We start from the raw sequence: 15,392 nt of genomic DNA, 5'->3' as shown, positions 1-15,392 counted from the left end.
TTATGCAAAAAAATCTAGTAATAGTTGAGTCACCCGCTAAGGCTAAAACCATTGAGAAATTCTTGGGTAATGATTATAAAGTCCTTTCCAGTTACGGGCATATCCGGGATTTGAAAAAGAAGGAGTTTAGTATCGATGTAGAGAATGGGTTTGAGCCGACTTACGAGATACCGGCAGACAAAAAGAAATTGGTAGCCGAATTGAAAGCGGAGGCAAAGAAAGCTGATATGGTATGGCTTGCATCCGATGAGGATCGTGAAGGAGAAGCTATTTCATGGCACTTGTTTGAAGTCTTGGGGTTGGACCCTGAGAAGACCAAGCGCATTGTATTCCACGAGATAACCAAAACAGCGATACTAAAGGCCATCGAAAATCCGCGTGACATTGATGTAAATCTGGTAAATGCCCAGCAAGCACGCCGTATTCTGGATAGAATTGTAGGTTTTGAACTTTCACCGGTATTGTGGAAGAAGGTAAAGCCTGCTCTTTCTGCCGGACGTGTGCAATCTGTTGCCGTTCGTTTGATTGTGGAACGTGAACGTGAGGTACATGCTTTTGTCAGTGAACCGTCTTATCGCGTTACAGCAGTGTTTGAAGTTCCTGATGTTGATGGAAATGAAGTTGAAGTGAAAGCAGAATTGTCCAACCGTTTCAAGACCAAGGAGGAAGCACAGACTTTCCTTGAAACTTGTAAGGATGCGCAGTTCTCTATTGAAGATATAATAACCCGCCCTGTGAAGAAATCGCCGGCGGCACCGTTTACTACTTCTACGTTGCAGCAGGAAGCTGCCCGTAAGTTGGGATTTACAGTAGCGCAGACCATGATGGTGGCACAGCGTCTGTATGAAAACGGACAAATTACTTATATGCGTACGGATTCGGTGAACCTTTCGGATTTGGCTTTGAATACTAGCAAGCAGACTATTTTGTCCCTGATGGGAGAAAGATATGTCAAAGTCCGTAAGTTTGCCACCAAGACTAAAGGAGCACAGGAAGCGCATGAGGCTATCCGTCCTACCTATATGGAGAATGAGACGGTGAGCGGAACCGGTCAGGAACAGAAATTGTATGAACTGATCTGGAAACGTACCATCGCTTCACAGATGGCAGATGCGGAACTGGAGAAAACAACGGCTACTATTGTAATTAGTAACAGCAGCGAGAAATTTATCGCTACCGGCGAGGTGATTACTTTTGACGGTTTCCTGCGTGTATATAAGGAATCATATGATGATGACAATGAGCAGGAGGATGAGGGTCGTCTGTTGCCGCCTCTAAGCAAAGGGGAAAAACTGATAAGAAAAGAAATTTTGGCAACTCAACGCTTTACCCAATGTCCGCCCCGTTATACGGAAGCCAGCCTGGTACGCAAACTGGAAGAGTTGGGCATCGGTCGTCCATCTACATACGCACCTACCATTTCTACTGTGCAACAACGCGGTTATGTAGAAAAAGGAAACAGTGAAGGTGTGAAACGTCCGTATGATACCTTGAAACTGAAAGGCGGCAAGATTACGGAAATTACCAAGACAGAGATTACGGGAAATGAAAAGGCCAAGTTGTTACCTACTGATACCGGTATCGTGGTAAACGATTTCCTGATGGAATACTTCCCTGAAATCATGGACTTTAACTTTACAGCGAATGTGGAGAAAGAGTTCGATGAAGTGGCTGAAGGAGAAAAGGAATGGACTGGTATGATGGACAGTTTCTATAAAGGTTTCCATCCGTTGGTAGATAAGACCATTCACTCTAAGACTGAGCATAAGGTGGGTGAAAGAGTATTGGGGACAGATCCTGTAAGCGGTAAGCCGGTATCGGTTAAGATAGGTCGTTTCGGTCCGGTTATTCAGATTGGTACTGCCGATGATGAAGAGAAACCGCGTTTTGCGCAGTTGGCAAAGGGATTGTCTATGGAAACCATTACGTTGGAAGAAGCGTTGGATGCGTTCAAGCTTCCCCGTACGTTGGGGGATTATGACGGTCACACGGTGACGGTAGGAGTAGGGCGTTTCGGACCATACGTGCGCTATGACAAACTGTTTGTTTCTATTCCTAAAGGAACGGACCCGATGGAGATTTCTTTGGATGAAGCGGTCGAACTGATCAAGAATAAGATAGAAGCGCAGGAGAAGAAGTTTATTAAAGTATTCGATGCTGACCCTGATATGCAGGTCTTGAACGGACGTTACGGCCCATACATCAGCTATCAGAAAAAGAATTATAAGATCCCTGAGAATGTAGAACCGGCGGATTTAAGTCTGGAGGCTTGTTTTAAGGTGATTGAATTGCAGAAAAGCAAGGCGGAAACCCGTAAAACGAAAGCGGCTTCAAGAAACAGGGGAACCGTAAATATGGAAGAGGAGTCCGAAAAAACCGAAGAATCCGCTAAAAGTAAGGCGGCTCCCAAGGTAAAGGGCACTGCAAAAGCAAAAAAATGACACGTATATTTCTAATAGGATATATGGGTGCGGGCAAAACGACTCTAGGTAAAGCGTTTGCCCGTGAAATGAGTCTGAATTTCATTGATTTGGACTGGTATATCGAGGAACGTTTCCATAAAACCGTTCAACAGTTGTTCTTGGAGCGTGGAGAAGACGGATTCCGGGAACTGGAACGGAAAATGTTGCATGAGGTGGCCGAATTTGAAGATGTGGTTGTTTCGGCCGGTGGAGGAACACCTTGTTTTTTTGATAACATGGAGTATATGAATGACTGTGGTGATACGGTATTTCTGGATGTGGAACCTGCTGTGTTGTTTCGCCGTCTGAGAGTGGCCAAGCAGCAACGTCCATTGTTAGCAAATAAAAGTGATGAGGAACTGATGGATTTTATCTGTGAGGCGTTACAGAAAAGACATCCGTTTTATTCCAAGGCAAAACATCTGTTTAAAGCTGATGAGCTGGAGGATAAAAAACAAATTCAAGCCTCTGTTGACAGCTTGAGAAAGCAATTGAATAAATAATTATATATAGTAAATACACACTCTTTGTACAGAAGAAGAAATGAGAAAATGGCGTATTGAAGATTCGGAAGAACTCTACAACATAACCGGGTGGGGAACTTCGTACTTTGGTATCAATGACAAAGGTCATGTAGTGGTAACTCCTCGTAAGGACGGCGTTGAGGTCGACTTGAAAGAGTTGGTCGATGAGTTGCAATTGCGGGATGTGGCAGCTCCTATGCTGGTCCGTTTTCCGGATATTCTGGATAATCGTATTGAAAAAATCGCGAACTGCTTTAAGCAGGCATCTGATGAGTATGGGTATAAGGCCCAGAATTTTATCATTTATCCTATCAAGGTAAACCAGATGCGTCCTGTAGTAGAAGAAATCATTAGTCATGGTAAGAAATTCAATTTGGGACTGGAAGCCGGTTCTAAACCCGAACTCCATGCGGTGATAGCTGTGAATACAGATTCGGATTCATTGATTATCTGTAACGGATATAAGGACGAAAGTTATATTGAGTTGGCTCTGCTGGCACAGAAGATGGGGAAACGCATTTTTCTGGTGGTGGAGAAAATGAATGAATTACGCCTGATAGCCAAAATGGCAAAGCAGCTGAATGTGCGGCCTAACATAGGTATCCGCATCAAGCTGGCTTCTTCGGGAAGTGGTAAATGGGAAGATAGCGGAGGAGACGCCAGTAAGTTTGGCTTGACATCCAGTGAATTGCTGGAAGCGCTTGACTTTTTGGAAAAGAAAGACATGAAGGACTGTTTGAAACTGATTCATTTTCATATCGGCAGTCAGGTTACTAAAATACGTCGTATCAAGACTGCTCTGCGTGAGGCATCGCAATTCTATGTGCAGTTGCATGTGATGGGATTTAATGTGGAATTTGTGGATATCGGTGGTGGTTTGGGGGTGGATTATGACGGAACTCGTTCTGCCAATAGTGAAAGTAGTGTGAATTACTCTATTCAGGAGTATGTGAATGACTCTATCTCTACGCTGGTAGATGCCAGTGACAAGAATGGAATTCCTCATCCGAATATTATTACTGAAAGCGGACGTTCACTGACTGCCCATCACTCCGTGCTGATTTTCGAGGTGCTGGAAACGGCGACTTTGCCCGAAATGGATGAGGATTTCGAAGTAGGTGAAAATGACCATGAATTGGTACATGAACTTTATGAGATATGGGATAATCTGAATCAGAGCCGTATGGTGGAGGCGTGGCACGATGCACAGCAGATACGTGAGGAAGCACTTGATTTATTCAGCCACGGTATTGTGGATTTGAAGACCCGTGCCCAGATAGAGCGTCTGTACTGGTCGGTGACCCGTGAGATCAATCAGATTGCTTCGGGGTTGAAACATGCGCCCGATGAATTCCGCAAACTGGACAAACTGCTGGCTGATAAATATTTCTGTAATTTCTCGTTGTTCCAGTCGTTGCCGGACTCGTGGGCGATAGATCAGATATTCCCTATCATGCCTATCCAGCGTCTGGACGAGAAGCCCGACAGAAATGCTACCTTGCAGGATATTACTTGTGATTCGGATGGAAAGATTGCCAATTTTATCTCTACCCGTTATGTATCGCATGACCTGCCGGTACATTCGTTGAAAGGAAAAGACGCTTATTATATAGGTGTGTTTCTGGTTGGTGCTTATCAGGAGATTTTGGGTGATATGCACAATTTGTTTGGAGATACCAATGCGGTGCATGTCACGGTGGATGACAAAGGATATTCCATTGATCAGGTAATTGATGGTGAAACGGTGGCCGAGGTTTTGGATTATGTACAGTATAATCCGAAGAAACTGGTGCGTACACTGGAAACGTGGGTGACCAAATCAGTAAAAGAAGGACGAATTTCTGTAGAGGAAGGAAAAGAATTCCTCTCTAATTATCGTTCCGGGTTGTACGGATATACTTATTTGGAATAATAACATGAAAGAGAAATTGACTATCATAAAAGTAGGTGGAAAAATTGTAGAGGAAGAGTCTACACTTAATCAGTTATTGGCTGATTTTTCTGCTATAGGAGGTTATAAGTTGTTGGTACACGGTGGCGGGCGCTCTGCTACCAGACTGGCGGCACAACTAGGGATTGAAAGCAAGATGGTGAATGGTCGCCGCATTACGGATGCAGAAACGCTGAAAGTGGTAACCATGGTATATGGCGGACTGGTGAACAAGAGTATCGTAGCCGGTCTTCAGGCAAAAGGTGTGAATGCCATTGGACTGACCGGAGCTGATATGAATGTGATCTGTTCAGTAAAGCGTCCGGTAAAAGACGTGGACTATGGCTTTGTTGGTGATGTAGAGAAAGTAAATGCCAATTTTTTGGCGGCATTGATCCGTCAGGGCATTGTGCCTGTTATGGCTCCATTGACCCATGACGGCAAAGGAAGCATGCTGAATACCAATGCTGATACCATTGCCGGAGAAACCGCTAAAGCATTGGCCTCCTTGTTTGATGTGACATTGGTTTATTGTTTTGAGAAAAAGGGTGTATTGCGTGACGAGAATGATGATGACAGTGTAATTCCTGTCATTACTCCTGAGGAGTTTAAAGAATTTGTAGCGCAAGGTATCATTCAAGGAGGGATGATTCCTAAGCTGGAAAATTCTTTTTCTGCTATTGATGCAGGCGTCAGTCAGGTGGTAATAACCTTAGCATCAGCCATTAGTGAAGGAAGTGGAACCGTAATTAAAAAATAATTCAAAAAAACAGGCGGGTGAGTGTAACTTTAGTGTAACTCACCCGTCATTATTACAGAGCAATGCGAGAGATCAGTTTCCGAAACGATATTCTGCCCCTGAAAGACAAACTCTACAGGTTGGCGCTTCGTATTACGCTGAATAGTGCTGAAGCGGAGGATGTGGTGCAGGATACGATGATCAGAGTATGGAACAAGCGGGATGAATGGCCGCAGTTTGAATCCATTGAGGCATATTGCCTGACCATTGCTCGTAACTTGGCAATTGACCGCAGTCAGAAGATGGAAGCGCAAAATTTGGAACTGACCTCTGAAGTGCGGGAGATGCCTGATACATTGACGCCTTATGATCGGTTGGCGCAGAACGAACAAATACAGTTGGTTCACCGTCTGGTCAATGAGCTTCCCGAAAGGCAGCGTACAATTATGCAGTTGAGGGATGTTGAAGGAAAGAGTTATAAAGAGATTGCAGATATTTTGCAGATTACGGAAGAACAGGTGAAAGTAACCCTTTTCCGTGCCCGGCAGAAAATAAAACAAAGATACACTGAAATAGAGGATTATGGATTATAAATATATTGAACAGCTTTTGGAACGTTATTGGAATTGCGAAACTTCATTGGAGGAAGAGCAAATATTACGTTCATTCTTTCGTCAGAAGGAAGTGCCTGCTCATTTACTCCGGTACAAGCAGTTGTTTGCTTATCAGGATGTGGAGAAGGAGAAAGGTTTGGGAGATGATTTTGATACCAGAATTCTGACCCGGATAGAAAGACCGGTGGTAAAAGCACAACGTCTGACTATGCGTACGCGCTTTATGCCTCTGTTTAAAGCGGCTGCAATGATTGCCGTGTTGTTTCTTATGGGTACAGTGATGCAACACACTATGGAAGGTGGTGATAGTGATACGGTATCGGTACACGATGAGTATCAGAATTCTACTACCGACCCCCAAGTGGCATACGAACCTGTATTGCCTACAGATACGGTGGCAAAGATTACCGTTGATGATACCGGTACAGGGAAAACAAACTAGAACATTTTCATTTGCTTTTATATAAATATGATAGTTAGTGCTTATTAAAACAACTTTTTAATTCGAGGCTGTGAAGTTTCAATTCTCTCAAATTTTAAATTAACTAACTAAATAATTTTAAAAAGGATTACCGCGTGAGCAGTAATCCTTTTTTGCTTGGTAGATAATTTAATGTAAAGAGAGAGTTATGAAATGAGTTATTTGCTCTTAACGCTTCCAATTCCGGATTTTTTTAGTCCGGTAACCTGAGGGTCACCGTAGTAGTTTACACTTCCTACTCCCTGGGCACTGATATTTATCGTCCCGGATGCATAACAAGAAACACTTCCCACACCGTTTTGTTCAACTACAACATCAGAAACAATCATGTCTTTTGCTTTCAGGCTACCTACTCCTTCCAAATAATATGTCGCATGACCGGCCTGCCCCTTTAAATTGATACTGCCTACTCCTTCTTGGGATACTTTGATGGAACGTGCCATTAATGCATTTGCTTCAATACTCCCCACACCTTCAGCACTGATAGAAAGATCTGTTACTTTCACGCTGTCTTTCAGATAAATACTTCCTACACCTCTTTGCTTGATACTACATAAGACCGGACTGGTAATTGAGATATTGATTTTTGAACTCTTGAAGTTTTTGAATTTGTCTTTATCCATACTGATACTCAGCGTACTGTCTTTGACCATGACAATGAGTTGGGGGATGTAATTATCCGGACCGTCGGCTTCTACTTTGGTCACATTCCCTTGAGTAAAGACAATGTTAGCAGGTGCTTTGTTCTCTATCTTATTGAAAGGAGTTACGCTATATTTTTTGGTCATTTTACTCTTGCTGGGTTTCGGACCTGATGATATGTGGAAACAGCCTGTCATCATTGTGATTGCCAGAAAAAGACTGAAAAAATAAATAGTTTTTGTTCTCATGGTAATATATATATTTAATTGGTTTCTGTTAATTAGACGGTGAAGATTCCTGGAAAGTTGCAAATCTCTGCCTTTTTTTATTGGAAAGCTGTATCTTTGTATCCGTATGGCAACTAAAAGAGTACTTCCGGATAAAGATTTTGACCGTATTATAGTGCGTACACACAAGCTGGCGCGTAATGTTACTATGCGGGTAAAGCCCGACGGACTGCATGTTACTGTTCCTCCTTATAGTTTAAGCAGCAAAGTGCTGGAGGTGGTGGAGCAATACAAGCAACGTCTGTTGGAGGACTGGAGGAAAGTGAGTAAGAAACCGATTGATTTAAATTTTCGTATTCATACTCCCTGTTTCCGTTTATGGCTGGAGCAAGGTAACTTTACTTGCTTTTCCGTACGTTTTACCGAGGAGGGAGTCAAGATTATCTGTCCGCGGAATGTGGATTTTTCTTTACCTGAAGTACAAAGGCTGGTACGTAATGCCATCATCCGTGCCATGAAGAAAAATGCTCAAGAATATCTGCCACCTCTTTTATCCGCTTTGTCCGAACTGTATCATTTGCCATTTAAACGTGTGAAGATTACCGGCAGCAAGGGAAGATGGGGAAGTTGTTCGGGAACAGGCAGTATCAATCTTTCCTGTTATTTGATGTTGTTGCCTCCCCATTTGATGGATTATGTACTGTTACACGAATTGTCTCATACCAAGGAAATGAATCACGGCCCTCGTTTTTGGGAGTTGCTGGATAGTATGACAGGAGGGAGAGCTCGTGCCTTGCGTGCGGAGTTACGTAGATTTAATACTGATTTTTAGAACTATTAAATAGAATTACAATGAAAAACAGATTTTTAAGCATGCTTATTGGGGCTGTCTTGTTCGTTCTTTCAGTAGCGGCCGAAAATTATCCTTATCGGAGTGATGTGCTTTGGGTAACTGTACCCGATCATGTCGACTGGTTGTACAAGACAGGCGAGAAAGCGAAGATTGAGGTTCAGTTCTATAAATATGGTGTTCCGCAAGATGGTGTGGAGGTTTTATATGAGCTGGGAGGCGACATGATGCCTTCGGATACCAAGGGAACTGTAAAACTGAAGAATGGAAAAGCGGTTATTTCTATGGGGACAATGAAAGAGCCAGGTTTCCGTGATTGTCGTCTGACGGCTAAAGTAGGAGGTAAAACTTATTCCCACCATATCAAAGTCGGTTTCTCTCCTGAGAAGCTTCAACCCTATACCCAGTTGCCTTCTGATTTTAATGAATTCTGGAATAAGACTAAGGCGGAAGCGGCTCAGTTCCCTCTGACTTATACCAAAGAGTATGTAAAGAAATATTCTACGGACAAAATGGACTGTTACTTGATCAGGCTTCAGCTGAATAAGCAGAACCAGTGTATTTATGGTTATCTGTTCTATCCTAAAGCGGAAGGAAAGTATCCGGTAGTACTGTGTCCTCCAGGGGCTGGCATCAAGACGATCAAAGGGCCTATGCGGCATAAATATTATGCGGAAGAAGGCTGTATCCGCTTTGAGATAGAAATCCACGGATTGAATCCGGAGTTGGATGAGGATACTTTCGGCGAGATAAGCCGCGCTTTCAGCAGTCGGGAAAACGGTTATTTGGTAAACGGCTTGGATAGCCGTGAAAATTATTATATGAAACGGGTTTATCTGGCTTGTGTCCGCAGTATTGATTTGCTGACTTCATTACCTGAATGGGATGGTAAAAATGTTATTGTGCAGGGGGGGAGCCAAGGGGGAGCTTTGGCTTTGATTACGGCAGGACTTGACAAGCGTGTTACGGCATGTGTGGCAAACCATCCCGCTTTAAGTGATATGGCAGGTTACAAAGCCGGCCGTGCCGGGGGATATCCTCATCTTTTTAAGAATACGGTAGATATGGATACACCTGCCAAGATGAAGACCCTTGCATATTATGATGTGGTGAATTTTGCCAAACAGATTACTGTTCCTGTTTATATGACATGGGGATTCAATGACAATACTTGTCCTCCTACTACCAGTTACATTGTCTATAATGTACTGAACTGTCCGAAAGAGGCGTTGATTACTCCAGTCAACGAGCACTGGACTTCTGAAGACACAGAATACGGGCATTTGCGTTGGATAAAGAAACACTTGAAATAAATCGATGGAAATAGATGTTTTTAAGATTATAATTGCTATATTTGTTTAGCATAGTGTAGCAACTATCTGTATTTTGATGTTGAACCCTTAAATCGCAAACAGATATGACCGACCTCACCATTCTAATCGCTGTTATTGCATTGGCATTGTGGCCGCTTGCATTTTTAGTTCTTCGCATCCGTCATGAGCGTAAAAAACGTAGAGACCGTTTGGACCGTATGACAAAGGAAGACTTGGAGGATATCGGTACGGAAGAGCTGGTTATAGCTGTGCTCAAAAAGATAGGCTGTCAGCCGGAAACCAATGAGGAAGGACATATTGTCTTTAAATATCAAGGTGATGATTTTTATATTGCGGTGGAGGATGAGGCCCGGTTCATCATGATATGGAATCCGTGGTGGGCGTCTATCAGTGTGGATAATCCGGCTTTACCTTACTTAAAAGAGATTGTCAATCTGGTCAATGTGGATTCGTTGGTGACCACTGTCTTTACGGCGGATGAGGATGAGAAAAACGTGGGGCTTCATTCCAAGTGCCATACGGTCTTTACTCCCAAAGAAGGCCAGTTGGACGAATATCTGAAAGCTATGCTCGATCATTTCTTTGTTACTCACGATGCTATCAAGCAAAATTTGCAGCAACTGGGTAGTGCCGCTTCGGAAAGTGTTAATAAGGAACGGACAAAGGTGAAAGGATTTGCTGCTTATAAAGAGAACAGTACGCCACTGTCTTCTGTCGAAGAAGAGAAAAAATAAGGAATGTTTTCATTCGTTCCGGCTTTTATGAAAGTTGCTTTGATGTATGGTTCAAAGCAACTTTATTTGTGTTTATACTTATGCTAAATCCTTTTTCTCTTAAGTATTTTTTTTCTTATCTTTAAGTTCTTTTTTCTTGAAATCCTGAAGTTCAACAAGAAGGAAGATAAGGTGGAGGGCATGTTTGACAAATGCCTGTTCGTTCTGCGTAATCTATCTTCCCTTCTTGAGCGTCTGTGTGCGTTGCAGAGCCGTGTATTCGACCGTTTTTTCGAGGCTGCCGAGATTGCGAAATTCACCTCTAGGGAGTTTGGTGAACATTGGGAAAATTTGAAGAGCTTCCGTGATTGGTATAGCGTAATGTCTACTCAATTGAAGAAAGGACGTGAGGAGGACCCTAAAGAGGAACTCGAAAAAGGTCTTTAGGAAGGATTTGAAACAGGTCGTAAGGAAGAATGCTAAAAATGAAACAGGGCGGTATTGCATTTGATGTAAATTGCCCAGATTACCGGTTTATCGGCTCAGGAAATAATGTTTCTTTAAGTTCTTTTCTGGAGAAATTGACTTCGTAAAGTGATTAAGTTGGCTTGATGCCTGAAACTTGTTGACCGATTTCCGTTCAAAGAGTTTGTTCAAATTATTTCGGTGAATCTTTTTTAAGGAGAGAATCTCTTTTTTGTGATAGTAATCAATTGATTAACAATTGATTATTTCCTTCTTTTATATATGCTTATTTGTATATCTCTTACCAAGAGATATACATTTTCTGTGCAAAAATAAGCAAAGTTTTGAGAACTAATACATTTTTGGCAAAAAAAATAGGAATTTATATAAAAAATAAGCTTCCAAGTCCATTTTTATACTCCTTTATCCTATTTGAAATAGGATATAATATGTTGATATATTGTTTGTTAGTTACTTTCTATAGATCTCTTGGTAAGAGATCTATAGAAAATGTCGTTTTTAAGTTCCTTTATTATATGATAAAGTATGTCTTTGAAGCGATGAGAATGAATGAAATTAACATAGAGCAGATGGAATATCTATTTCTAAGACGTAAACGAAGTAGCGCCGTTTCCGAGCGGCAGAAGAACTTGCTTTTCAAGGCCGCCCAGCGGCATTGGGAGGAGGAGTTTGTCGGCAAGGAAGCGAATATTCGTAAAGTGGACTGCCGTATATATAAAGCTATATTGTACCAGCTTGAGATACGTCAGATATTCCTTGACACTTCGCTTTCGCTGAAAAAACTGAGCGATTTGCTTGAAACAAACCAGACCTACCTAAGTAATGTAGTAAACAAATACTTTGGCTGTAACTTGAAGGAGCTTGTGAACGGCTATCGTGTGGAATATGCCAAGGAGCTTCTTAGTTTCGGTCGTTGTGCATTGAATGACTTGCCTCGTAGTTGCGGTTTCGCTTCTAAAAGTGCTTTCTATTCAGCTTTCAGTAAGGTTGTGGGTGTGTCACCTTTGTCTTATCAGTCACGGGAAAGGAGGAAACGGGAGTTACAGGTAATAAACGAACTAAGATATTAATAATGAGATTAATATGTATAATCAATTTTAGTTTTTTAAATTTATAAATTTAAAGTTTTTCTATTATGAACAAAAAGTTTTTAAGTGCAATCCTGTTCGGAGCCTTAATGGTTTCGTCAACAGGAACATTTGTGTCTTGTAAAGACTACGATGATGACATTGACGAGCTGACTTCACGCGTGGATGGCATCGAAAGTCAAATCAAAGACCTGGAAGCAAAAATCAATGCTGCCAACTGGATTACTTCTGTAACTCCTGCCACAGGCGGTTTCACTGTTGCTTTCAATGACGGTAGCAGCTACACCATTACCAACGGTAAGGACGGTGAAGCAGGTGCTGCAGGTACAGAATGGACTATCTCGGAAGATGGTTTTTGGGTATGCAACGGTGAGAAGACTACCGTTAAAGCTGTAGGCCAGGACGGCGCACAGGGTGAACCGGGCAAGGATGCTCAGCCTGAAGTGAAAAAGGAAAACGGCAAGTGGTATTTGTGGAACGGTACAGAATTTGAAGAATTTGCCGGCGCTACCGCTCCTGCTGCAAATATTCCTTTCTACTATACTGATCCTACAGATCCAAACTACAACATCTTGGTGATTTATGATGAAAATGGTAAAGAACCATTGGAGATTCGCCTGCCGATGGCTGCCGATCTAGGTCAGATTGTAGTCCTTGGTGAAAATTTAGACATTAATTACCATCGTTTCAATGGTCTGCACACAAATAAAGAGGGTCAAGTTAAAGAAGCTACATGGGATGGAAGCAAGGCTATGCCAGCTAAGGGGCAATATATGTTGACTGCCAACCAAGACTATGTTTATGTACAAGTCGTTCCTTCTAATTACGACATCTCTAAACTGAACTTTAAGTTGGTTAACACGAAAGGTGACGAAGCTCCGGTTGTATTCGGTACTCCTGTTCCTACCAATGATGCCATCAGCAACAGCAGAGCTATTTCAGAAAGTGGCGTTTTTGCAATTCCTTATTCATTAAAGGATATGACTCCTGCTGAAATGAAAACCTATGAGAAAAACATTAAAGGAAAAGCACTATCACTGGTTGCTAGCGAAAATGTACGCTCAATTTATAATTATGGTGTAGAATTGAAGCAAGCTAATAATAAAAACAGTGCTACATTCGAAGACAGAACTATTCCTGTTGAATCTATAGGAGAACCTGTAACAATTGTTCCTGAAAAAGCCGGAGACATCTACGATTCATATTTGGTCATGGCAGACGATAAAGCCAAAGCTGACTCTGTAAGATATGGTATTTCTATTGATGGTATGACTTTCTCATACAAGGAAACTATCAAAGGTCAAGCAGTGAAATTTACTGTTCGCCAGGTAACAAACACGGCTATGGTTGTGATTAGTGACCCTGTAACTGTAACCTTTGGTAAAGAAGCTCCTGAAACAACTGAAATCATATTAGCAGAACAAGCTCATAACGCAGTTGCTACTTACACAAACGCGGCCGGACAAAAGATTGCTAACCAATTCATCATTGCAGACTTTGCTCCTTACTTTGCAAAAGTTGCTCCTACAGCCGGTGACCGTCTGGTATGGAATGATGATATGGCAAACTTCACAAACAATGTGAAACTGATTTGGGATGAGCTGAATGAATATGGCGAATCAGTAAAAGAAGACGGAATCGATGTAACAGCCAAATTGTTTAAGACCGCTATTCTTTTGAATGCTAACAACAGCAATGACAATGGTAAGGTTAATATGTCTAACTTCTCTAAAGTGAAGATTCAGTTTAATGAAGAATATGCAGGTATTACTTTGGGCAATGGTACATTGAAAGCTGTTATCGAAATGAAGGACAAGAAGGGCAATCTGCGTCAGACTGTCGAAATTCCGTTTACTATCGCGAAACCGACTGCAGAAGAAATTAACAGCCACGTTACATGGGATGCTCAATACTATAGCAATGGCGTATTGAAAGTTGTAGAGCAAAATAGCATTACATTGAATACCTTCTTCAAAGGTGCTAACGCTACTTTGGTTACAGAAAATGCCGCACCGGCAACAGGTAATGACAAGATTAAGATCGAAAATGGTGTTGTAACCTTAAAGGATGACGGTAAGAAGAACACAGTTTATACTATTAAAAACCTGAAGATTAGCTTCTTGGGAACTGATACTTCTTACGCTAAGAATGCAAGCGGAGAAAATACATCCCGTACTTATGGTATCGAAAACTTGAAAGTTAACTTCGCTACTCTTAAGGGTGATGACATCGTTATCGGTAATGTAGCAGTAATGTGTGCTGGCAAGTCAGTAACTGTTTATGACTACAGAAACGCTGCTTCTGGTGCTTTGACTTACAAACTGGTAGATTTCGCAGGAGATGCTTACACTGTAGATAACAATTCTACTGTAACGATAACAGAAGGGAACAACTTGATTAAGAGTGCAGAACTTGTAGAACGTACAGTTAATATTGGAACTGCAGACAATCCGAAGAATGTAACACGTTATGATATCAAGATTACAACTGCGGATACTATGATTTCTCAGTCAACAAAAGTTACCATTAAATTGACATTCACAAATGTGAAGAATTCCAAGGGTGAAACTGTGAATGTAACTGTACCTGTAGAAATCACAGTAAATGCAGCAGTTTAATAATTTATCTAATCCTATGAAAAAGATAGTAATATCTTCATATTAGAATATAGATAAACTTCTCCCAAGCGAGGAAAGACGTTTCCGCATACCGGAATACTTCTTTCCTCGCTTTCTTTTAATTTATTTGAATCAAAAAAGCTCTCAAAAAAATAAAGCTTTGATTTTGTAGAAAAACCACCTTATACCCCTATCGCATATCATAGAACCTGTATCCCCCAAATGAAAAAGTTAAAATCATAGTAGACGAATGCACCTATGCCAAAACTTTCGAAAAAGATGAGATGATATATCAAAAACAACTTAAAAAAGTACGTAAACTGATAGACAGACGGATTGAAAGGGCTTTGAATAGTTCCTATGCTGAAGTGGCTGCTGCAATGCCCTTTATTTATCGTTCTCCTAAATGAGGAATTTAATAATGTCTTAACAATGCAACTACTCAATAAGCCAGTTCCTCGGTATTATAATGGAGAAAAGGCAGAACAGCTCAATTCTGTATTCCGCAAAGACAACAATAAATATAAGAATTTCTTTTCATCCACAAGAAGTTCTGAAAAGACCATACAGATTTTGAAAGCACACCATTCAGTATAAACTCCATATGAACCTCAAATCCGCAACTAAGCCCTTGAACGTCCTTATTGCGTTTACACGTCCTCTCATTACTGAATTTGCAGATAA

General features: G+C 41.5%; 14 protein-coding genes. 13 read left to right on the top strand and 1 reads right to left on the bottom strand.

What is annotated here, in order from left to right:
• Positions 1-2: 2 nt before the first annotated feature.
• The 6 genes from topA (at position 3) to AB5935_RS13350 (ending at position 6,711) form a co-directional block, all read left to right on the top strand.
• On the top strand, positions 3-2,441 hold the full coding sequence (gene topA, locus AB5935_RS13375) for a type I DNA topoisomerase (RefSeq protein ID WP_120053422.1): 2,439 nt from the start codon (positions 3-5) through the stop codon (positions 2,439-2,441).
• Positions 2,438-2,965 (top strand): shikimate kinase, encoded by a 528-nt coding sequence (locus tag AB5935_RS13370; protein ID WP_007841945.1) that lies wholly within the window; start codon positions 2,438-2,440, stop codon positions 2,963-2,965. Before topA ends, AB5935_RS13370 begins: the two co-directional genes overlap by 4 nt.
• 40 nt (positions 2,966-3,005) lie before the next feature.
• Positions 3,006-4,898: a biosynthetic arginine decarboxylase gene (speA, locus tag AB5935_RS13365; RefSeq protein WP_005838815.1), complete on the top strand. Its 1,893-nt coding sequence runs from the start codon at positions 3,006-3,008 to the stop codon at positions 4,896-4,898.
• 4 nt (positions 4,899-4,902) lie between these two features.
• Entirely contained in the window at positions 4,903-5,676 is a 774-nt protein-coding gene (gene argB, locus AB5935_RS13360; protein WP_007834611.1) for an acetylglutamate kinase, read from the top strand.
• A 62-nt stretch (positions 5,677-5,738) separates the two neighbouring features.
• On the top strand, positions 5,739-6,248 hold the full coding sequence (locus tag AB5935_RS13355) for an RNA polymerase sigma factor (protein ID WP_007834617.1): 510 nt from the start codon (positions 5,739-5,741) through the stop codon (positions 6,246-6,248).
• Positions 6,238-6,711: a hypothetical protein gene (locus tag AB5935_RS13350; RefSeq protein ID WP_007834618.1), complete on the top strand. Its 474-nt coding sequence runs from the start codon at positions 6,238-6,240 to the stop codon at positions 6,709-6,711. The genes AB5935_RS13355 and AB5935_RS13350 overlap by 11 nt, the downstream gene beginning before the upstream one ends.
• 197 nt (positions 6,712-6,908) lie before the next feature.
• Here the strand turns inward: AB5935_RS13350 and AB5935_RS13345 are convergent, their stop codons facing one another.
• The gene (locus AB5935_RS13345) at positions 6,909-7,640 is read right to left on the bottom strand and encodes a head GIN domain-containing protein (RefSeq protein ID WP_007834619.1); all 732 of its coding nucleotides are present in this window, start codon (positions 7,638-7,640) and stop codon (positions 6,909-6,911) included.
• A 106-nt stretch (positions 7,641-7,746) separates the two neighbouring features.
• Between AB5935_RS13345 and AB5935_RS13340 the strand changes: the two genes are divergently transcribed.
• The 7 genes from AB5935_RS13340 (at position 7,747) to AB5935_RS13310 (ending at position 15,118) form a co-directional block, all read left to right on the top strand.
• The gene (locus AB5935_RS13340) at positions 7,747-8,451 is read left to right on the top strand and encodes a M48 family metallopeptidase (RefSeq protein WP_038608545.1); all 705 of its coding nucleotides are present in this window, start codon (positions 7,747-7,749) and stop codon (positions 8,449-8,451) included.
• Positions 8,452-8,471: 20 nt separating this feature from the next.
• Complete coding sequence (locus AB5935_RS13335; RefSeq protein WP_038608542.1) at positions 8,472-9,782, top strand: acetylxylan esterase; 1,311 nt, start codon at positions 8,472-8,474, stop codon at positions 9,780-9,782.
• Between the two features lie 104 nt (positions 9,783-9,886).
• Positions 9,887-10,537 carry a YbjN domain-containing protein gene (locus tag AB5935_RS13330; RefSeq protein ID WP_007834623.1) on the top strand — a complete coding sequence of 217 codons (651 nt, stop codon included), beginning with the start codon at positions 9,887-9,889 and terminating at the stop codon, positions 10,535-10,537.
• A 144-nt stretch (positions 10,538-10,681) separates the two neighbouring features.
• Complete coding sequence (locus AB5935_RS13325; protein ID WP_080597236.1) at positions 10,682-10,963, top strand: PD-(D/E)XK nuclease family transposase; 282 nt, start codon at positions 10,682-10,684, stop codon at positions 10,961-10,963.
• Positions 10,964-11,571: 608 nt separating this feature from the next.
• Complete coding sequence (locus AB5935_RS13320; RefSeq protein WP_032936083.1) at positions 11,572-12,072, top strand: helix-turn-helix domain-containing protein; 501 nt, start codon at positions 11,572-11,574, stop codon at positions 12,070-12,072.
• A 65-nt stretch (positions 12,073-12,137) separates the two neighbouring features.
• Positions 12,138-14,708 (top strand): PL29 family lyase N-terminal domain-containing protein, encoded by a 2,571-nt coding sequence (locus AB5935_RS13315; RefSeq protein WP_038608583.1) that lies wholly within the window; start codon positions 12,138-12,140, stop codon positions 14,706-14,708.
• A gap of 284 nt (positions 14,709-14,992) precedes the next feature.
• Positions 14,993-15,118: a hypothetical protein gene (locus tag AB5935_RS13310; protein WP_022185337.1), complete on the top strand. Its 126-nt coding sequence runs from the start codon at positions 14,993-14,995 to the stop codon at positions 15,116-15,118.
• The last annotated feature ends 274 nt before the right edge of the window (positions 15,119-15,392 follow it).

The organism is Phocaeicola sp. RTP21198st1_B8_RTP21198_201120 (assembly GCF_040929485.1).
Lineage (GTDB): Bacteria > Bacteroidota > Bacteroidia > Bacteroidales > Bacteroidaceae > Phocaeicola > Phocaeicola dorei.
The sequence above is the reverse complement of the archived record's forward strand: the minus strand, read 5'-3'. Positions and strand labels throughout refer to the sequence as shown.